The sequence below is a fragment of the Erwinia sp. E602 genome, assembly GCF_018141005.1.
Taxonomy (GTDB): Bacteria; Pseudomonadota; Gammaproteobacteria; order Enterobacterales; family Enterobacteriaceae; genus Erwinia.
Genome location: NZ_CP046582.1, coordinates 2,430,595 through 2,449,622, shown reverse-complemented (window position 1 = coordinate 2,449,622; position 19,028 = coordinate 2,430,595). Strand labels below are relative to the sequence as shown.

Genomic DNA, 19,028 nt, shown 5'->3' with positions numbered 1-19,028 from the left:
CTGGCGTAATATCAACCAATTAAGGAGAGCAGGGTGGCGGAAAAGAAGCTGGCGGGCGCTGACTACGGTGACCGTATCTGTCTTAACTACATTGATTTTCTCTCCGCCTCCTGTCGTAAGCGCTGGAGTTTTGTCGACGCCATCTACGGCGTGATGCCGATTTTCGGCATGGTCACCAAAAAGCCAGCTGCCGTCGCGCCGGCCGGCCCGGAAGAGATTAAAGAGCTGGCGCTGCAGATCCTCTCCACCCAGGTCAGCGATGAGATCAATATTGCCCGGCTGATTGCCCTCGCCGAACAGCAGCAGCTGTCCCGCTTCGATATTCTGTTACCTTACCCGCTCTCCGCTTCACAGCTGGACACCGTACGCCAGGAGTATGCGCGGCCGCTGGAGTTACAGCAGCTGGACGATCGGCTGCAGGTGACGCTGGCCTCACAGACGCACTGAAAGGGCGGGTTTACGCCCCACGGGTTGGCCTCCCCGGGCATCCGGCAGGCCAATCCCGTGGCCCCGCACTGGATGGCTCGCCGCTTCGCACCGGCTTAAATGTATCACTGGCGGTGCGTTTTTTAGGGGATGAGGGCCAGCGAGTTGCGCGTGCTAAACCTCAGTGCATCAGCTGCCACAGTGCCGGAACCGCTGCCACCCCGATCAGCACCATCAGCCCTTTTTCCCAGATCCTCAGCGGCTTTACCCCGGCGTTGCGGTGGCGCGCATACAGAAACAGCAGCAGCCCCGGTGCATACAGCACCACCGACAGCAGCAGATGCATCACTCCAGACGCGTACAGCAACCACAGCCCGTAGGCGCAGGCCCCGGCGGCCACCAGCGTTATCGCCGGCTTATGCTCCGCCCACGCCAGTCGCAGCAGGTAGGCACCGACCAGCAGATAGGGCAGCAGGATCATCTCCGAGGCGATGGTCAGCAGGGTATTGTAGTCGGCCCCGGTGACGCCGATCAGGATCAGGCACAGCTGTACGCTGCCGTTGGTCAGCCACAGCGAGGCGGCGGGCGCGCCGCGGGCGTTCTGCCGGCTGAGAATGCGCGGGAAGGCCCCGTGTTTCGCGGCAATCATCGGCACTTCGGCGGCCATAATCGTCCAGCTCAGATAGGCCCCGCACACCGAAACAATCAGCCCGGCGACGATAATCAGATTGCCCCACGGCCCGACCAGCGCGGTCATCAGCCCGGCCATCGACGGGTTACGCAGCTGAGCCAGTTCAGCGCGCGGCACCACGCCGAGCGCCAGCAGCGTCACCAGCAGATAGACCACCAGCGCCGCCATAACCGCCAGCAGCGTGGCGCGTCCGACGTCGCGCTTGTGGCGGGCGCGGGCGGAGACCACCACCGCCCCCTCCACGCCGATAAACACCCACAGGGTGATCAGCATGGTGTCTTTCACCTGCTGCCACACCGGCTTACCGAGCGTCATTCCGCTGAAATCCAGCGTAAAGCGGTCGAGGTTAAACGCGGCCAGCGCCAGCAGGACAAACAGCCCCAGCGGCAGCAGCTTGCCCAGCGTCGCCAGCAGATTAATGCCCGCCGCCGTCTGCACCCCGCGCAGCACCAGCCCGTGTACCGCCCACAGCAGCAGCGAGGCCGCCAGCATCGCCTGCCAGGTGTTGCCGTCGCCAAATACCACCCGCTGCGGCGTGTCGGTAAAGAAGCTCATCGCCGAGAAGACGATTACCAGATAGGAGACGTTAGCGATCACCGCACACAGCCAGTAACCCCAGGCCGAACAGAAGCCGATCAGGTCGCCAAAGCCCGCCTGCGCGTAGGTAAAGATGCCGCCGTCCAGTTCCGGCTTTAGTCGGGTCAGCAGCAGCATCGCCGTTGCCAGCAGCAGAATGCCGACGCCGGTGATCGCCCAGCCGATCAGCAGCGCCGCCGGGCCGGCCACCGCCGCCATATTTTGCGGCAGGCTGAACACCCCGGCACCGAGCATCGAGCTGAGTACCAGCGCCGTTAACGCCGCGAGCCCTAATTTTTTGTCCAATAAAAACTCCAGTAACAGAATATAAAACCAGATTACGACGCCGTGGTGGCGTTCTGTTCAGGCCCAGGCGCGTTAAGGTGAACGAAACCGCTGTGAAGGGCGGCGATTTTACGGAGGGACGGGGCGGGATGCAATGACTTGCTATGCAGTTTCTGAACGAAACTATGCAAAAAAAAGGGCAGCACGCGGCTGCCCCTGGCGATCCCCTGGGTCAGGGGAAGCGCGATTACTTAAACAGGTCGGCGCTGATGGTCAGGTTGCCGCCGCTCTGATTCGACCACTCACGGGTGACGTGATAGTACTTGGCGCCTTTGGCAATGGCGCGTTTACCCACTTCTTCCGAGATTTCGGTCGGGGTGCTGAAGTGGCCGGTAAAGATGATGCTGTCGTATGGCTGCATCTGCGCCGCGGTGATGGCGTTCACTTCCTGCACGCTCTTGCCGTTCGGCAGGGTCACGGTATAACGCTGACCGCTGGAGCTCTGGGTTTCGTAGAAACGGCCAACCTTGTTGCTTGGGGTTTCCGACGAGGCCACGCCCGGGATCTCAACCTTTTTCGCTGCTTCGCCGCCGGCGGCCAGCGCCGCTTTACCGGCTTCTGAATCGGCAGGGATCAGGTTAGGCGACTGCACCTTACGCTCTGGAGCATCGGCCTTGTAGATATAGGCGTTAACGATCTGGTTGCCGCCGCTGTTGATGTCAACCTGGCGTACGATAAAGAATGACGCGGCACCCTTATCTTTCGCGGCGCGGGTGATGGCATCGTTGACGTCCGGCTGGCTGCGGAAGAAACCGCTGGCGGAGACGGTATCAAACGGCTCCAGCTTGAAGGCTTCCGCTTTGGTCAGTTCACGCACGCCGTTGATCACGCGGTCTTTGTTTTTTACCGCTTCCGGTGCGTCTGCACGGTAGAGGTCCGCCGTCACGGTCCAGTTGCCGCCGTTGCCGTTCAGATCGTTGATGCCCTGAATGTAATAGGAGGCCGCACCCAGTGCGTCAGCACGGCGCGAAACGGCACTGCTGGCCTCATTGATCGCGTTAAAACGTCCGTTGATCGTGATGCGATCGAACGGCTTCAGCGCGGCGGCCTTTTCCGGCGTCAGTTCCTGCGCCGCGTGCGCGGAGAGTGCGGTCATTGACAGCAGGGCTGATGCCAGAATGGTGTTCTTAAGCTTCATAAAATAATCCTTCGCCTTACGCAAAAAATGAGTTCAAAAACGTGCGGACTCTTGATGTGTAACAGATTAGTTGTCGAATATTACATGTAATCATCTGCGCTGTCTCAGCCATTTTATGGGGTTTTATCGGTCAGGCTATTCTGGATTTCAGAATAACGGCGAAAGCTGGCTGAATCGTGTCATATTCCGGCTCGCTACCACTTATTCCGATAATAGTAACCACCGGACTCGTTAATGCATTGTTAATCAATGTTTTTTTTGAGCGTCACGCAGCCAGATGTTAAAAAAAATCGCAGCAGAAAATCGCTGAAAATATGCGATATTCAGGTCTGATATAGGGTGTTGATGGCGGAAGCCTGAATTTTTATAGTTAATGTGGCCATAAGGCCGCCGTTGGCTGGATCGGAAGGCATATTTTCAGTAGGTTATTAAGACTTTGCTACAAAAAATGCTGCGGTATTTTTCACCGCAGCCTGAAGAACAACCCGTCTTACTCTCTGAAGAAAGGGAAGAAAATGCTTATTGGTATCACCAAAGAGCGGTTACCCGACGAAGCCCGCGTGGCCGCCACGCCGAAAACGGTTGAGCAGCTGCGCTCGCTGGGCTTTAGCGTGGCCGTTGAACGCGATGCCGGGAAACTGGCCAGTTTTGAAGACGCTGCCTTTGTGGCGGCCGGTGCGACGATCGTCGACAGCGCGGGCGTCTGGCAGTCGGATATTGTGCTGAAGGTCAATGCGCCAACGGATGAAGAGATTGCCCTCAGCCGCGCAGGCTCCACGCTGGTCAGTTTTATCTGGCCGGCGCAGAACCCGGAACTGCTGGAAAAACTGGCGGCGCGCAGGGTCACCGTGATGTCGATGGATGCGGTGCCGCGCATCTCCCGCGCCCAGTCGCTGGACGCCCTCAGCTCAATGGCCAACATCGCCGGCTACCGGGCGATTATTGAGGCCGCTCACGAGTTCGGCCGTTTCTTTACCGGGCAGATCACCGCCGCCGGTAAAGTGCCGCCGGCCAAAGTGATGATCATCGGTGCCGGTGTCGCCGGCCTGGCCGCCATCGGTGCCGGCCGCAGCCTCGGCGCTATCGTGCGTGCCTTCGACACCCGCCCTGAAGTGAAGGAGCAGGTGCAGAGTATGGGCGCCGAGTTCCTTGAACTCGACTTCGAAGAGGAGGCGGGCAGCGGCGACGGCTACGCAAAAGTGATGTCAGAGGCCTTTATTAAGGCCGAGATGGCGCTGTTTGCCGCCCAGGCGGCAGAGGTGGACATTATCGTCACCACGGCGCTGATCCCAGGCAAACCGGCACCGAAGCTGCTGACCGCTGAGACGGTGGCGCTGATGAAGCCGGGTAGCGTGATCGTCGATATGGCCGCGCAGAACGGCGGCAACTGTGAGCTGACCGTACCAGGCAAGATCCACCTGACCGAAAACGGCGTCAAGGTCATCGGCTATACCGATCTGCCCAGCCGCCTGCCGGGCCAGTCTTCGCAGCTGTACGGCACCAACCTGGTGAACCTGCTTAAGCTGCTGTGCAAAGAGAAGAACGGTGAAATCACCATCGATTTTGACGACGTGGTGGTGCGCACCGTGACCGTGGTGCGTGACGGTGAGATCACCTGGCCGGCACCGCCGATTCAGGTATCCGCCGCGCCAAAAGCGGCGAAGGTGGAAGCCCCGGTCACTAAGGCCGAGGTTAAACCCGCTTCACCGCTGCGTAAGTATGCGCTGATAGCGCTGGCGGTGGTGCTGTTTGGCTGGCTGGCCAGCGTGGCACCGGCCGAGTTCCTGTCGCACTTTACCGTGTTTGCGCTCTCCTGCGTGGTCGGCTATTACGTGGTGTGGAACGTCAGCCATGCGCTGCATACGCCGCTGATGTCGGTGACCAACGCCATTTCCGGCATTATCGTCGTTGGCGCGGTGTTGCAGATTGGGCATGGTGGCTGGGTCAGCGTGCTGTCGTTTGTGGCGGTGCTGATTGCCAGCATCAATATCTTTGGTGGCTTTACCGTCACCCAGCGCATGCTGAAAATGTTCCGTAAAAACTAAGGGGTAGTCCATGTCTGGCGGATTAGTGACTGCAGCGTATATCGTTGCTGCGATCCTGTTTATTTGCAGCCTTGCCGGGCTGTCTAAACATGAAACCTCGAAGCAGGGGAATATTTTTGGCATCAGCGGGATGGCGCTGGCGTTGCTGGTGACCATTTTCGGCCCGGAGACCGGCAACGTAGCCTGGATCCTGCTGGCGATGGTGATCGGCGGCGGCATCGGCGTGCGCATGGCGAATAAGGTGGAGATGACCGGTATGCCGGAGCTGGTGGCGATGCTGCACAGCTTTGTCGGCCTGGCGGCGGTGCTGGTGGGCTTTAACAGCTATCTTGACCATGGTCCGGGGCTGGAGCCGGTGATGGAGAATATCCATCTGACCGAGGTGTTTATAGGCATCTTTATCGGTGCGGTAACCTTTAGCGGTTCCATCGTTGCCTGGGGCAAGCTGAACGGCAAGTTTTCGTCGCGCCCGCTGGCGTTGCCGCACCGTCATAAGCTGAATCTGCTGGCGCTGGTGGTGTCTGCCGTGCTGCTGATTATCTTTGTGCGTACCGACAGCGTGGGTCTGCAGAGTTTTGCGCTGCTGGTGATGACGCTGATTGCGCTGGCGTTTGGCTGGCATCTGGTGGCGTCGATCGGCGGTGCCGATATGCCGGTGGTGGTGTCGATGCTGAACTCTTACTCCGGCTGGGCGGCGGCGGCGGCGGGCTTTATGCTGAGCAACGATCTGCTGATCGTGACCGGTGCGCTGGTGGGTTCCAGCGGGGCGATCCTCTCTTACATTATGTGTAAGGCGATGAACCGTTCGTTTATCAGCGTGATTGCCGGCGGGTTTGGTACCGACAGCAGTTCTGTCGGTGAAGAAACCGAGATGGGCGAGTACCGCGAGATCGACGCGGCGGGCACCGCCGAGCTGTTGAAGAGTTCGACGTCGGTGATTATTACACCGGGTTACGGGATGGCGGTGGCGCAGGCGCAGTATCCGGTGGCGGATATTACGGCGAAGCTGCGCGAGCGCGGGATCAGGGTCCGTTTTGGTATTCATCCGGTGGCCGGGCGTTTGCCGGGGCATATGAACGTGCTGCTGGCGGAGGCGAAGGTGCCGTATGACGTGGTGCTGGAGATGGATGAGATCAACGATGATTTCGCAGAGACGGATACCGTGTTGGTGATTGGTGCCAATGATACGGTGAATCCGGCGGCGCAGGAGGATCCACGGAGTCCGATTGCCGGGATGCCGGTGCTGGAGGTGTGGAAGGCGCAGAACGTGGTGGTGTTTAAGCGTTCGATGAATACCGGGTATGCCGGGGTGCAGAATCCGCTGTTCTTTAAGGAGAATACGCAGATGTTGTTTGGCGATGCTAAGGCGACGGTGGATGCGATTCTGAAGGCGCTGTGATTTTTCTCGCGATCTGATACGAGGCTCCCTTAGGGGGCCTTTTTTTTGCCTTCAGGGCTGAAGGGCTCGTTGTCTGGTTGATCGAGATACGCCGGGCCTGTCAGCAGGTGACCCTGCGCGGGTTACCCCGCTCCGGGCTCATCCCGCTGCCCTCCCGAAAAATGGGCGGGGGTGTGGCCTGATGAGGAGGAAGGGCGTGTTGTCTGGTTGATCGGGATACGCCGGGCCTGTCAGCGGGCGACCCTCCGCGGGTTACCCCGCTCCGGGCTCATCCCGCTGCCTTCCCGAAAAATGGACTTTGGATTGGACTGTGGGTTGGATTGTGGGGGGCGCTGGAGGGGCGTTGGCGGGCCACAGCGTTAGCTGTGGCCTGTGGGGGGGTTAGCCGCGGGAGTTGGGGTCCTGTTCGCCGAGGAACCAGTACCAGAGCGGGATCGAGAGCAGCAGGGTGAAGACGCTGGTGTAGATCATGATCATAAAGAATTCGGAGACGTAGAGTTCTACCGGCCAGGTGTTGAACGGCATGTTGTATTCGTTGATGGCGCCGCCGATGATCGCTTTGACCATGACGACGGCGATGCAGAGCCAGAGGATGCCCTGGGCGATAAAGAAGTTGCGGCGTTTTTTGCCTGGGGGAAACATGGACATGACGATCTCCTTGTTAGTTAAAATTTCACGTTAACTTTGGCCCACCAGGTGCGGCCAGGTTCATTGACCGGGGTGCTGGCCGAGTAGCCGAAGGCGCTGTTACCGGCCAGGTTCAGGTGTTCGCTGTAGGCCTGGTTGAGAATATTGTCGACGCCGGTGCTGAGCCTGACGTTTTTATTCACTTTATAAGCGGCGTTGGCGGAGAGTACCGCGAAGCCGCTGCTGCGTTCAAAGTCTTTGCCGACCACGTTGCCCTGGTTGAGCGCGATGCGGTTCTGGCTGCTGACCATGCGCAGCAGGCCGGTGGTGCTCCAGTCGCCCTGTTGCCAGGTGAGGCTGAGGCGGCCGTCCAGCGGCGGCATTTGCGGCAGCGGCTGGTGGGTGGAGCTGTTTTGCCCCCAGGCCCAGGCGAGGCTGGCGTCGGTGGTCAGGCTGTCACTCAGTTTATAGCTGAAGCCGGCTTCGCTGCCCATGATGGTGGCGTCAACGTTGCTGACCCGGCTGATGTAGGCATTGTTTGGATCGTAGTTAAACAGGATAAAGTCGTTGATCCGCCCCACGTAGGCTGAAACCCAGCCGTCCAGCCGCTGGCCGCTGTACTTCGCGCCGAAATCCAGCTGGGTGGTTTTTTCCGTTTTCACCTTATCGAACGCCCTCGAATGGCCGTCGGCGGCGTAAGTCGGCGAGAACAGTTCCCAGTAGTCCGGGAAGCGTTCGGTATAGCCGATACCGGCATAGACCATCAGCGACTTCTGCAGGCTGTGCTCCAGGCGCAGGAAACCGGCGGGCAGGGTAGCACTTCTTGATGCGTCTGCGGAAGTGGCAAAGCTGTCCACCCAGCTGCGATCGAGACGGGCACCGCCGATAACCTTGTTCTGTTCGTCGGCGCTCCAGGTGAGTTCACCAAAGGCACCCACGTCGTGGAAGCGGGCGTCCCTGATCCAGGCACCGCCTGCCTGTTGACGGTTGCGGTGGGTGCTGGTTTGCATATCCATACCGCTCTCCAGTTTGAAGTCGGACCATATCCAGGTGCCCATCATCCGGCCGCTGACGGTGCGGCGATCCACCTGCATCGACATGCCGTGGTCCATGCCCGTATCGCCCATGTCCATGTCACTCATGTCCATGTCGGCGCTCGCCATTCCGGACATGCTCATCATACCTGAAGGGGCGCGCAGCGTAATGTTATCCATGATGTGGTTGGCGTAGTTATACTTAATCTGCGCTTCGAACCTGTCGAAGGTGTCGCTGATGTTGTTTTTTTCAAGCCGCAGGCCGAGGCTTTCACGTTTGAACTGCGATCCGTCCATTGCGCGGCCGCCGTAGCGGGCTTCGCCGTTGCTGCGCCCGGCGCTCAGTTCCAGCAGGGTGTCTTTATCCGGCGTCCAGCCCAGCGCCACGTCAGCGCTCCACTTATCCCACTTTGACGGCACGCGCTGGCCGTTGCCGTCTTTATAGTCGTTAGCGCGTGACTTACTGCCGATAGCGCGCAGGTAGCCCTGCTCGTTGCCGAGGCTGATATCCGCATTGCCGTCGTTGCGGCGGTTAGAGGCGGTCAGCAGGCTGGCATCGCCCTTGACGCCGGCTTCATCAAACTGAGGCGGTTCACGCTCAAAGCGCACTGTTCCTGCTGAATTGCCCGGGCCCCACAGCACGGTCTGGGGTCCTTTAATGATGCTCAGCAGGTCAAAGCTTTCCGGTGAAATGTAGGAGCTGGGGGCGTCCATACGCGCCGGGCAGGCGCCGGGCATGTCGCTGCCGTCGGTCAGTATGCGCAGGCGTGAACCGAACATGCCGCGCAGCACCGGGTCACCGTTGGTGCCGCCGTTGCGCACCTGGGCGAATCCCGGAATGGTTTTCAGGTAGTCAGAGCCGTCACTGGCCGGTACCGGCTGGCGCGGGATTTTCGGCGAGGTGACGATGGTCAGCGGCGATTGTGCCGGGGCGGTGACGGTCATCACCGGTTCGGCTTCCTGCAGGTCGGCGGCCTGGCCCTGAGCGGCAAACAGCGAGAGCGTCAGTAGCGACAGCGGAAAATAACGAGGTAGCATAATCAATTCCTTTTAATGGCGGCACAGGGCGGCCTGCGAACGATTGATCGCAACAGTGAGAAGAAAAATAGATTCATTACCGGCACTGACGTTATTCAGCACCGGGTAAATTAAACAACGGTATATTTAAGACGTCAGTTACCCTGTGCAGTGCACATATTTATTCGCGACGCGATGTTATTACCGCGTCAGCCGGCAAATGCAGGATAAACGAGGAGCGATCAGGCGTGTGGTGGCGCGCGCGGCTGTGAAGTGCCGGGGAACCAGCATTGCGGGTAAGGGGGTAATGCGAGTGGCGGCGGCAGGCGGCTGGTCAGCAGGATCAGCCACAGCAGCGGGATAAAGATCCACACCAGTATCGGCAGGTGTGCCAGTAGCTCACAGTAGCCGCAGCTGAACTCATCCATACCACGCGGGTGAGGGTGGGTCGAATCGGCCCCGGTACCAGCCCGTGTCTCAGTAGCAGATGTCGTGTGTCCCTGGTGCGCGGGCTCTGCGCCGTGCTGCCCTGGCGTCTCTGAATGATGTCTGTGCCCGGAAGGGTGACCTTCTGCTGCGGCTGCGTTATCAGGCGTTGCAGAGCCTGTGGAGTGATGGCTGGAGCGCTCGCCGGTTATGGCGCTATGCCCCGATACTAGTTCGCTTTCGCCCGTTGCGCTAATGCCAGCCTGCGGCATCGTCATCTCATGCATCCGCATGCGCATTTCGCCCCAGGCGGACATTCTTTGCTGTTCGAGGATTCTGGAAATGTCCGGCGCAATAAACAGCAGCCCGATCGCCAGCAGGGCGATAAAGGCAGATATTCGGCTATGCGTCAGACGATAAGATAACAACAAACCAGCGATCCATCATGGCGTATTACAGGTGGGCTAAAGTGTAACGATTTTCTTTCAGAAGTTTAAAGCCTTATTTAATTAAAAGTGATTATTGCGCCGGAAGTCAGATTTATTCTGCTTATCCGGCGCTAATTTTAACAGGCTGGCAACAATAAGCCGCTGGGCTTAATCATCTTCATCGTCATCCAGCGCCACCGGCGAGATAAATCCATCGGGCTTAATCGCCAGCAGATCGCAGCGCAGGTGATCGATCACCTGCTCTGCGGTATTGCCAAGAAACGCAGCGGAAAAACCGGTGCGGCCGATGGTGCCCAGCACCACCACGCCGGCGTCCAGATGCTCGGCGACGGCCGGGATCACCTCTTCCGGCAGACCCTTTTCAACGTGGGTAAACTTCTCATCGATGCTGTACGACTGCCGCAGCGCCTTCATCGCCACCAGGTGCTGGCCGCGGATGGCGTCGTTGTAAACGCTCGGGTCGAAGTCGGGAAGCTCAATGGCGATATTGATCGGCGTAATCGGGTAGGCCCCGACCAGATGCACTTCGGTATGGTTAACCCGCTCCGCCAGGTCGAGGGTTTCGCGCACCAGCTTGGCGTTCAGCGGGTCGTGATGCGGTTCTTCGCTCGCGAGATTAACCGCCACCACGGCTTTGCCGCCTTCCGGCCAGGCCTGGTCTTTCACCATCCATACCGGGCACGGGCACTTGCGCAACAGATGCCAGTCGGTCGGGGTGAACACCACCGCCTGCAGGCGATCGTGCTGGTGGGCCATCTTAATCACCAGGTCATGCTGGTGGTTTAGCACTTCCTGAATAATCGCTTCGAACGGCCGGTTGTGCCACACCACTTTAATGTCGATCTGCACCCCAGCGGCCAGATAAGCCTGCGCCTGTTCGCGGATCCACTCAGTGCGTTGACCGATCACCCCTTTGCGCATGGTCTGGCGTTCATCAGGGGAGAGCAGGGTGGTCATCTCATAGGAGAAGTCGTAAATCGGCAGAAAACAGGTGATTTTGCCGCCAAGCCGTTGATTAAGATAGACGGCACGGCGCAATGCGGGCTGGTCGTCCTGCTGCGGGTCGATCGCCACAAGGATATTCTGATAGTTAGCCATAACGGGTTCCCCTACGCTGAGCATGTCGTTTAAAGATAGCCCAATCATGGCAAAGGAAAAAGCGGAAAAGTTGTTGCCGGATCAATAAAATAACAAATATTAACCCGGCAAAGGGTCAGCCAATTGCGCGGCTCTGGCCGGCCAGCTGGGAGAGGATTTCATGATTTTCAATGGTGATGTATTTGCCTTTCACCGCCAGCATACCGTTTTTCTGGAAGCGGCCGAGCAGGCGGCTGATGGTTTCCACCGTCAGGCCAAGATAGTTGCCGATATCACCACGGGTCATGGTCAGACGGAACTCGCGCTGCGAGAAACCGCGCTGGCCGAAGCGGCGTGACAGGCCATAAATAAAGGCGGCCAGACGCTCCTCGGCGTTCTTTTTCGACAGCAGCAGGATCATCTCCTGGTCGCCTTTGATTTCGCCGCTCATCAGACGCATGATCTGCTGGCGCAGGTTGGGCATTTTTCCCGACAGGTCATCCAGCGTTTCAAAGGGAATTTCGCAGACCATCGCGGTTTCCAGCGCCTGGGCAAAGCTCGGGTGCTGGTTAGCGCTGATGGCGTCAAAGCCTACCAGGTCGCCGGCGAGATGGAAACCGGTAATCTGTTCATCGCCCTGCTCGGTGATGGTGTAGCTTTTAATGGTGCCCGCACGGATAGCGTAGATCGACTTCAGCTCGTCACCGGCCTTGAACAGCGTTTGTCCCTTCTGGATCGGCTTTTTACGCTCGATGATATTGTCCAGCTGGTCAAGCTCATGCTCGTTAAGTGTGAACGGGATGCAAAGCTGGCTGATACTGCAATCCTGGCAGTGAATGGCGCAACCGCCGGATTGTACGCGTCTGCTGATAATTCGCTTTTCGGGAATCATAATCTACGCTCGATGATAATTGACTGGAATCAATTTTACCCTGTTACAGGTCGGATGAAAACTCATCTGAGCAGTTAAAAGGTATTAAATATAAGTATGTTGCGAAAATTGTTTCTTTATGTGATTCACATGTAACAATCCAGTCTTCATCGTGCTTTGCCGCTCTATACGCTAAAAATTATCTCCGTGCATTAGCCGGGTAGAGGTTCTGCTTCGTTAATAACTGTAAACTTGATCTAAATCAATTTTAATGGATTCAACGGTTGCCTTAAATAAATTTAGTTTAAGTTTGCTAATCAGTCGCGGTGACGACGCGACGGTTGCTGGCCCGGTCTGATGACGGTCAGATCTTCCTTTAACGACGTATGCTAAAATTTATCCGCCCCCGCATTACGCAGGCGGCAATCTACAGCATCGGGGGAGAGGCGATGACCTGCCATCATGACGACAACGATCTTTTTCAACAGGCGATGGGTGACGTTACCCCGCTGAAAACCTGCGGCAGCACGCTGTGGCTGCCGGTATCCGCCCCCAGGCCCGACCGCGATCGCCAGCAGGAGCTGCAGCTCGATAACCCGCTGACCAGCGGACTGCTGGAGATCGTCCCCTGCACCACCGATCTCGCGTGGCAGGCGGCCGGCATGCAGCAGGGCGTGGTTGACAAACTCTGGCTGGGGAAATATGCCCCGCAGGCCAGTATCGATCTGCGTGGGGTTTCGGTGGAACAGTGCCGCCAGCGGCTGTATCTGTTTATCGGCCAGGCGCAGCAGGAGAACTGGCGCAACCTGCTGATCGTGCACGGTAAAGGCCGCCACGATCGGTCTCATGCCAATATCGTGCGCAGCTATCTGATGCGCTGGCTGCCGCAGTTTGAGTCGGTACAGGCGTTTTGTGCCGCCCGGCCTCAGGACGGCGGCAGCGGTGCCTGTTACGTCGGCCTGCGTAAAAGCGAGCAGGCGCGCCAGGAGAACCGCGAACGCCATGCGAAACGCAGCCGCTAGCGCAATCACCTCCGTTCAGCCGGAGTGGGATTTACGTACCGTGGATAAAAACACTTCGGCACTCAGGCTCAGCGGCTTGCCGGAGCGGGTGACGATGCCCACCGGTTCGCCCGGCCCGTGCGAGGAGATCGGCAGCGCCGCCAGCGCATTGTGCAGCAGGTCGTCCTTGATCGCGCCGGAGGGCACAAACCAGACGTAGCTGGCGCGTAAGGCCAGCTGGCGCGCCAGGGAAGTGGCTGAGGTCTCGACCAGCGTGGCGGGCAGGCGGCAGCCCTGGTCTTTAAGCATCGCCTCGGCAACGCGTCGTGGGGCGGTACCTTCCGGGGAGATCACCACCGGCCATGACAGCGCTTTCGACAGCGTGACGTTGTCACTTAAAAGCGGATGGTCGGGGCGCACCACCAGCCGCATCGACTCAAGGAACAGCAGCTCATAGGTCAGGCCGGTCATCAGGCCGGGGTCGGCCATGCGGCCAATACCCACGTCAAATTCGCCGGCCTTCAGCCCGGCCAGCAGGACGTTATTGTGCAGGGTTGCAACCTGCACGATGGTCTGCGGCTGCTGCTGGTGAAACCGTTCGAGGATCGATGGCAGCATCCCCAGCGCCACCGTGGTCAGCACGCAGACCCGCAGCACCTCCGGATCGCGCGCCTGCGGCAGGTGGAAACTCTGCCCGGCATGGTTCAGCGCGTCCAGTACCCGCACCGCGTGAGTAAGGAACTGTTCGCCCATGGTGGTCAGCTGTGCACCCAGCCGCCCGCGCTCGAACAGCCGCACGCCGGTCAGCTCTTCCAGCTCGTTAAGCGTTTTTGACAGCGCCGGCTGGCTGAGCGACAGCGTTTCGGCGGCACGGCCCAGCGTGCCTTGCTGGGCAACGGCCACGAAGGTATGCAGGTGGCGCAGGCGAATGCGCTGATTAAAAACGTAATTTTTGTCCATAGCTCAGAGTAGTAACCCGCAGGAGGCCCTGGCAAGTCTTGCCTGTGGGTTTTGTTAACCTTATTGCAAAAATTAATTAACATTTAGCGGAAATACCGGCGTATCTATTACTTTTATTCCCTCTTAGCGGCCGGGATATGCGTATAGCTTATCGTTCTTCGCCCGTCAGGGCTGCGGTGCAATGCTCCGAAATGATAATCATTATCGAAAAACTGCCCATTTTTACGAGTCAACGTCATTACTATCCGTTATGATAGCCAGCAATTTTTACCGGTCCCGCGCTATGCCGCAGGGAGTCAACCAGCCAGGGAGCGCGAAGTGAACCGTACCGCAGCGATCGATATCCGTGGATTAATCAACCAGGGTGGCCTGAGCCGTTATCAGAAACGCATTATTGCCCTGAGCTTTGCCATTGTGGCGATGGACGGCATGGATATTGCGCTGATGGGCTTTATTGCTCCGGCGTTGAAAACCGCCTGGGGCGTCAGTAACCACCAGCTCGGGCTGGTAATCAGCGCCGCGCTGATCGGGCTGGCGCTGGGGGCGATGTTTGCCGGGCCGCTGGCCGACCGCTTTGGCCGTCGGGTGATGATCCTCAGCAGCGTGTTCTTCTTTGGCCTGTGGACGCTGGCCACCGCCTTTTCGCAAAATCTTGACCAGCTGATGCTGTTCCGCTTTTTGACCGGGCTGGGGCTGGGCGCAGCGATGCCCAACGTCGGCACGCTGGTGGCGGAGTATTCGCCGGAGCGTAAACGGGCGTTTCTGATCACCGTGGTGTTCTGCGGCTTCACCTTTGGCGCGGCCAGCGGCGGCTTTGCCGCCTCCTGGCTGATCCCGCATTACGGCTGGCATTCGGTGCTGGTGATGGGCGGCGTGTTGCCGCTGCTGCTGCTGCCGCTGCTGATGCGCGGGCTGCCGGAGTCGGTGCGTTTTATGCTGACGCGCAACGCTCCCGCTGCGCAGGTACGGCAGATCGTCGAGCGGATGCGGCCGGGCAGCACCCGGGAAGACAGCCGCTTTGAGCTTAACGAACCGCAGGTAAAAGAGGCCGCGGTGCGGCTGGTACTGTCGCGCCAGTACCGCTTTGGCAGCCTGATGCTGTGGGGCAGCTACTTTATGGGGCTGTTTCTGGTTTACCTGATCGGCAGCTGGCTGCCGTCGCTGGTAAAAGATGTCGGCATGACGGTGACCCAGGCGGCGCTGGTGACCGCCATGTATCAGGCGGGCGGCACGGTCGGCTCGCTGTTTGCCGGCTGGATGATGGATCGCTTTAACGCGAACCTGGCGCTGGCCGCCATCTACTTTAGCGGCGCCATTGCCACGGTAGGCATCGGTTTCGCACCGGCGGATGCCTGGCTGCTGAGCGCCATCGCCTTCTGCAGCGGTTTCTGCCTCAACGGCGCCAACACCGGCATGAATGCGCTCTCGGCCAGCTACTATCCGACCCGCGCCCGCGCTACCGGCTCCAGCTGGATGCACGGCATCGGTCGCATCGGTGCCATTCTCAGCGCCTTTGCCGGCGCGCAGATGCTGTCAATGGGCTGGAATATTACCGACGTCTTCTCTTTCCTGGCGATCCCGGCGGTGCTGACCAGCCTGATGCTGGTGGCGAAATACCGCTTCGCCTGGCACCCGCAGTAACGCGTGCCTGCCCGCCTGAGCGCGGGCAGGCCACGTCTCAGGTCAGGCTACCGTCGCGCACCAGCGTATAGCGCCCGGCGCCGAGGAACATCACCGCCAGCGCGCCGAACAGGTACAGCGCCTCCACCTCCAGCGCCCAGGCACCGACGGCGGTGCGATCCCAGAACACGCCGCTCTTCGCCAGCAGCGTCGCCACCACCAGATTGATTGCAATCACCAGCGCCGCCGGGCGGGTCAGCAGGCCGAGCACGATCATCGCCGGCGCCAGCACCTCGCCGATATAGGCGCCGTAAGCGATAAACCCGGGCAGGCCTTGCCCCTCAAGCAGGCGCGCGATCCAGCCGACGCCGTGCTGCATTTTAAAGAAGCCGTGGAACAGCAGCAGCGCCCCGAGCGAGACGCGCAGCAGCAGTTTGCCAAAATCCGGGGCATCGGCGAAGCGGGAAAATCCGTTATTGATTGAGGTAAACATCGGGTCATCCTTTTAGATAGCAGAAGGGAGGCGGGCGCGCTAAACGCGCCGCGTTGGGCGCTGGGATCCTGCCGCCCGCGGTACGGCTCTGCTATCAGCATAATCTGCAAAACCGCCGGCGGGAGGGTTTTTTAAACAACCTGCGCCGCTCTGCGGGGAGAAACGCCCGTACAGAAACAATCAGAAATACTTTTGTTACGGTCACAGATAACGTTATCTGCTGATTAAATAGCGCATTCAGAGAAGAATAATCTGTCACAACAGCGGCTTATCCTGTTCTTTCGCCTGGCACAATCGGGCAATTCAGTACGCTTTCTATAGTGTTATCTGCTCACCTTTGCCGTAAATATGCCGATAACCTACGTTGAATACCCTAAAAACTAAAATCTCAACGGTTTCACCAGGTTATGGAGTCACTATGCAATTTTTAAAAAACTACACCATCCGTGCAGTCATGCTGTGGGTGCTCGGACTGTTCTGCCTGCTGTGGGGCGCGGTGGGCGGCTACAGCATCTACTCGCTTAATCAGTTAGCGCAGGGCAACGCGCTGGATCGTGAGCTTGTCAGCCAGATGAACACGCTAAGCCAGGGCAATGATCGCTATTTCCGCTTTATTACCCGCCTGACCCGCGCGCTCGACTCCGGTAAGCCGGAGGAGCTGGCCTCGGCGCAGAAGGCGCTGGATAACATGAACGGCCTGCTGGTCCGATTTAAACAGCAGGCGCCCGGCCCGCTGGGCGATGAACTGGTGACACCGGTGATCAACAGCTGGCAGCAGCTGCTCGATCGCGGCGTGAACCCGCAGATGCAGCTGGCGGCGCAGGGCAACAGTGAGGCGTTTCGCCGGCACGCCAGTAGCGTCACCCCGGCGCTGAGTCGGGAATTTGGCAGCCACGTTGAACAGTTCAACGCCGCCGCCACCGCCAAGCTCGATCAGACCCGGGTGACCGTCGACCGGCTGACGCTGATGACCAAATTGGTGCTGGCGCTGGCGCTGGCCGCCGGGCTGCTGATCCTGCTGTTTACCGATCGCTATCTGGTCAGCATGCTGGTGCGTCCGCTGGACCGCATCCGTCAGCAGTTCCGCCTGATTGCCGACGGCGATCTCAGCCAGCCGGTTGAGGATATGGGCCGCAACTGCGTCGGCCAGCTGGTCCCGCTGCTGAGCGCGATGCAGGACAGCCTGCGCGATGCGGTCAGCGCCATTCGTAGCGGCACCGACGGCATCTGGCGCGGGGCTGAGGAGATCTCCAGCGGCAATAACGACCTCTCCTCACGCACCGAGCAGCAGGCGGCGGCGCTGGAAGAGACCGCCGCCAGCATGGAGCAGCTGACCGCGACGGTGAAATTCAACGCCGACAACGCGCATCAGGCCAGTCAGCTGGCGGAAGCGGCGTCCGCTACCGCCGGCAAGGGCGGGGTGCTGGTCGGTCAGGTGGTCAGCACCATGCAGGGCATTGCCGGCAGCTCGAAGAAAATTGCTGAAATTACGTCGGTGATTAACAGCATCGCCTTCCAGACCAATATTCTGGCGCTGAACGCGGCGGTAGAAGCGGCGCGCGCCGGCGAACAGGGGCGCGGCTTTGCGGTAGTGGCCAGCGAGGTGCGTAACCTCGCCCAGCGCAGCGCCGCCGCGGCGAAGGAGATTGAAGGGCTGATCGGCGACTCGGTCAGCCGGGTCAACAACGGCTCAACGCTGGTGGCGGCGGCCGGCGACACCATGGACGAGATCCTGCGCGCGGTCGGCGAAGTGACGGCGATTATGCAGCAGATCGCCGGTGCGTCGGCGGAGCAAAGCAAAGGTATCTCGCAGGTCGGCACCGCCGTGGCGGAGATGGACACCGTCACCCAGCAGAACGCCACGCTGGTGCAGAAAGTTTCTGCGGCGGCCAGCTCGCTGGCGCGCCAGACCGAAGCGCTGTCGCAGTCGGTGGCCAGGTTCCGCCTGTCGGCCTCAGCCTGACAGCCCGCTGACCAGCCGATCCAGCCCCGGCGGCGCGCCAGCCTCCGGGCGCAGGATCAGGCTGTAGAGCGCGCCGGTCTTCACCGGGTGGGGCAGCGGGGCAACCAGCCGCTGCGCCGCCAGGTCATCCACCACCAGCGTCTGGTCGGCGACCGTGACGCCAAACCCCTGGATCGCCGCGGCGATCGCCAGATCCATGGTAGCGAAGTGCTGACTGCGGCGCATCTCCAGCTGCTGCCCCTGCGCCGCCAGCCACAGCTGCCAGTCGCGGCGGTCGGCGGTGGGGTGCAGAAAGGTCAGCGCCGTCAGCGCCGCAGCGTCCTGCGTCCCGGCAGGCAGCAGGCCGGGTGCCAGCACCGGTATTAGCGCCTCTTCAAACAACAGCCTCCCCACCGGTTCATGGCCATAGACTATCGCGGCGTCGAAGTTCTCCAGCCTTGGCCGGTGATCGACGGTGGTGGTCAGCGCCACGTGCAGCTCCGGATGCGCCTTCTCCAGCGCAACCAGCCGCGGCACCAGCCAGCGCATAGCGCAGGTGGGGGCGCGTAGCCGGATGGTGGCATGCTGGCGGCTGGCCTGCAGCGCAGCATCCAGCATCTGCTGATAGCCCGCCTGCAGCGCGGGCAGCAGGCTGCTGCCCTGCGGCGTCAGGTGCAGGCCGCGCGCGTGGCGATCGAACAGCGCAAAGCCCAGCCACCCCTCCAGCGCACTGATTTTGCGACTGACCGCGCCCTGGGTAATGCACAGCTCAGCCGCCGCCCGGGTCAGGTTCAGGTGACGGGCGGTAACGATGAAAGCGTGAATGGCGTTTAACGGCAGCGTACGCTGGGTCATGCAGGGCCTCTGAGCTATGTGAAAAAGTCATAGCTA

General features: G+C 59.9%; 16 protein-coding genes. 6 read left to right on the top strand and 10 right to left on the bottom strand.

The genetic code is table 11. The annotated features are described in order from the left end of the window. Positions 1-33: 33 nt before the first annotated feature. Positions 34-447: a hypothetical protein gene (locus GKQ23_RS12555; protein ID WP_056238156.1), complete on the top strand. Its 414-nt coding sequence runs from the start codon at positions 34-36 to the stop codon at positions 445-447. A 160-nt stretch (positions 448-607) separates the two neighbouring features. On the opposite strand, the gene GKQ23_RS12550 is transcribed toward GKQ23_RS12555, so the two are convergent. After that, on the bottom strand, positions 608-1,999 hold the full coding sequence (locus tag GKQ23_RS12550; RefSeq protein WP_212408384.1) for an amino acid permease: 1,392 nt from the start codon (positions 1,997-1,999) through the stop codon (positions 608-610). A gap of 226 nt (positions 2,000-2,225) precedes the next feature. Beyond that, positions 2,226-3,176: a DUF1471 family protein YdgH gene (ydgH, locus tag GKQ23_RS12545; protein WP_212408383.1), complete on the bottom strand. Its 951-nt coding sequence runs from the start codon at positions 3,174-3,176 to the stop codon at positions 2,226-2,228. A gap of 515 nt (positions 3,177-3,691) precedes the next feature. Between ydgH and pntA the strand changes: the two genes are divergently transcribed. Both pntA and pntB read left to right on the top strand, forming a co-directional pair. Beyond that, positions 3,692-5,221 carry a Re/Si-specific NAD(P)(+) transhydrogenase subunit alpha gene (pntA, locus tag GKQ23_RS12540; protein WP_212408382.1) on the top strand — a complete coding sequence of 510 codons (1,530 nt, stop codon included), beginning with the start codon at positions 3,692-3,694 and terminating at the stop codon, positions 5,219-5,221. A 10-nt stretch (positions 5,222-5,231) separates the two neighbouring features. Next, entirely contained in the window at positions 5,232-6,620 is a 1,389-nt protein-coding gene (gene pntB / locus GKQ23_RS12535) for a Re/Si-specific NAD(P)(+) transhydrogenase subunit beta (RefSeq protein WP_056238144.1), read from the top strand. Between the two features lie 381 nt (positions 6,621-7,001). On the opposite strand, the gene GKQ23_RS12530 is transcribed toward pntB, so the two are convergent. The 5 genes from GKQ23_RS12530 to GKQ23_RS12510 form a co-directional block, all read right to left on the bottom strand. Continuing rightward, positions 7,002-7,268: a DUF2534 family protein gene (locus tag GKQ23_RS12530; protein WP_056238142.1), complete on the bottom strand. Its 267-nt coding sequence runs from the start codon at positions 7,266-7,268 to the stop codon at positions 7,002-7,004. 17 nt (positions 7,269-7,285) lie between these two features. After that, positions 7,286-9,319: a TonB-dependent copper receptor gene (locus GKQ23_RS12525; RefSeq protein WP_212408381.1), complete on the bottom strand. Its 2,034-nt coding sequence runs from the start codon at positions 9,317-9,319 to the stop codon at positions 7,286-7,288. Between the two features lie 221 nt (positions 9,320-9,540). Beyond that, positions 9,541-9,996, bottom strand: coding sequence for a DUF2946 domain-containing protein (locus GKQ23_RS12520; RefSeq protein ID WP_162237201.1), 456 nt, complete (start codon positions 9,994-9,996; stop codon positions 9,541-9,543). Between the two features lie 324 nt (positions 9,997-10,320). After that, positions 10,321-11,271 (bottom strand): universal stress protein UspE, encoded by a 951-nt coding sequence (gene uspE, locus GKQ23_RS12515; protein ID WP_212408380.1) that lies wholly within the window; start codon positions 11,269-11,271, stop codon positions 10,321-10,323. Between the two features lie 115 nt (positions 11,272-11,386). Then, positions 11,387-12,142 carry an FNR family transcription factor gene (locus tag GKQ23_RS12510; protein ID WP_056238130.1) on the bottom strand — a complete coding sequence of 252 codons (756 nt, stop codon included), beginning with the start codon at positions 12,140-12,142 and terminating at the stop codon, positions 11,387-11,389. Positions 12,143-12,570: 428 nt separating this feature from the next. Here GKQ23_RS12510 and smrA point away from each other — a divergent pair, with 428 nt between their 5' ends. Further along, entirely contained in the window at positions 12,571-13,143 is a 573-nt protein-coding gene (smrA, locus tag GKQ23_RS12505) for a DNA endonuclease SmrA (RefSeq protein WP_212411785.1), read from the top strand. A 15-nt stretch (positions 13,144-13,158) separates the two neighbouring features. Here the strand turns inward: smrA and GKQ23_RS12500 are convergent, their stop codons facing one another. After that, positions 13,159-14,082 (bottom strand): LysR substrate-binding domain-containing protein, encoded by a 924-nt coding sequence (locus tag GKQ23_RS12500; RefSeq protein WP_056238126.1) that lies wholly within the window; start codon positions 14,080-14,082, stop codon positions 13,159-13,161. Between the two features lie 318 nt (positions 14,083-14,400). Here GKQ23_RS12500 and GKQ23_RS12495 point away from each other — a divergent pair, with 318 nt between their 5' ends. Continuing rightward, a complete protein-coding gene (locus tag GKQ23_RS12495; RefSeq protein ID WP_056238124.1) occupies positions 14,401-15,723 on the top strand; it encodes an aromatic acid/H+ symport family MFS transporter in 1,323 nt (440 codons plus the stop codon). A gap of 37 nt (positions 15,724-15,760) precedes the next feature. On the opposite strand, the gene GKQ23_RS12490 is transcribed toward GKQ23_RS12495, so the two are convergent. After that, complete coding sequence (locus tag GKQ23_RS12490) at positions 15,761-16,195, bottom strand: DoxX family protein (protein WP_212408379.1); 435 nt, start codon at positions 16,193-16,195, stop codon at positions 15,761-15,763. Between the two features lie 418 nt (positions 16,196-16,613). Between GKQ23_RS12490 and GKQ23_RS12485 the strand changes: the two genes are divergently transcribed. After that, on the top strand, positions 16,614-18,158 hold the full coding sequence (locus GKQ23_RS12485) for a methyl-accepting chemotaxis protein (protein WP_212408378.1): 1,545 nt from the start codon (positions 16,614-16,616) through the stop codon (positions 18,156-18,158). Here the strand turns inward: GKQ23_RS12485 and GKQ23_RS12480 are convergent. After that, on the bottom strand, positions 18,150-18,992 hold the full coding sequence (locus GKQ23_RS12480) for a LysR substrate-binding domain-containing protein (RefSeq protein ID WP_212408377.1): 843 nt from the start codon (positions 18,990-18,992) through the stop codon (positions 18,150-18,152). The genes GKQ23_RS12485 and GKQ23_RS12480 overlap by 9 nt on opposite strands. Positions 18,993-19,028: the final 36 nt, after the last annotated feature.

Excerpts from the sequence above, each read along its gene's own strand:
- ydgH (WP_212408383.1), bottom strand. The coding sequence starts at position 3,176 with ATGAAGCTTAAGAACACCATTCTGGCATCAGCCCTGCTGTCAATGACC.
- pntA (WP_212408382.1), top strand. The coding sequence starts at position 3,692 with ATGCTTATTGGTATCACCAAAGAGCGGTTACCCGACGAAGCCCGCGTG.
- pntB (WP_056238144.1), top strand. The coding sequence starts at position 5,232 with ATGTCTGGCGGATTAGTGACTGCAGCGTATATCGTTGCTGCGATCCTG.
- GKQ23_RS12530 (WP_056238142.1), bottom strand. The coding sequence starts at position 7,268 with ATGTCCATGTTTCCCCCAGGCAAAAAACGCCGCAACTTCTTTATCGCC.
- GKQ23_RS12525 (WP_212408381.1), bottom strand. The coding sequence starts at position 9,319 with ATGCTACCTCGTTATTTTCCGCTGTCGCTACTGACGCTCTCGCTGTTT.
- GKQ23_RS12520 (WP_162237201.1), bottom strand. The coding sequence starts at position 9,996 with ATGCCGCAGGCTGGCATTAGCGCAACGGGCGAAAGCGAACTAGTATCG.
- uspE (WP_212408380.1), bottom strand. The coding sequence starts at position 11,271 with ATGGCTAACTATCAGAATATCCTTGTGGCGATCGACCCGCAGCAGGAC.
- GKQ23_RS12510 (WP_056238130.1), bottom strand. The coding sequence starts at position 12,142 with ATGATTCCCGAAAAGCGAATTATCAGCAGACGCGTACAATCCGGCGGT.
- smrA (WP_212411785.1), top strand. The coding sequence starts at position 12,571 with ATGACCTGCCATCATGACGACAACGATCTTTTTCAACAGGCGATGGGT.
- GKQ23_RS12500 (WP_056238126.1), bottom strand. The coding sequence starts at position 14,082 with ATGGACAAAAATTACGTTTTTAATCAGCGCATTCGCCTGCGCCACCTG.
- GKQ23_RS12490 (WP_212408379.1), bottom strand. The coding sequence starts at position 16,195 with ATGTTTACCTCAATCAATAACGGATTTTCCCGCTTCGCCGATGCCCCG.
- GKQ23_RS12485 (WP_212408378.1), top strand. The coding sequence starts at position 16,614 with ATGCAATTTTTAAAAAACTACACCATCCGTGCAGTCATGCTGTGGGTG.
- GKQ23_RS12480 (WP_212408377.1), bottom strand. The coding sequence starts at position 18,992 with ATGACCCAGCGTACGCTGCCGTTAAACGCCATTCACGCTTTCATCGTT.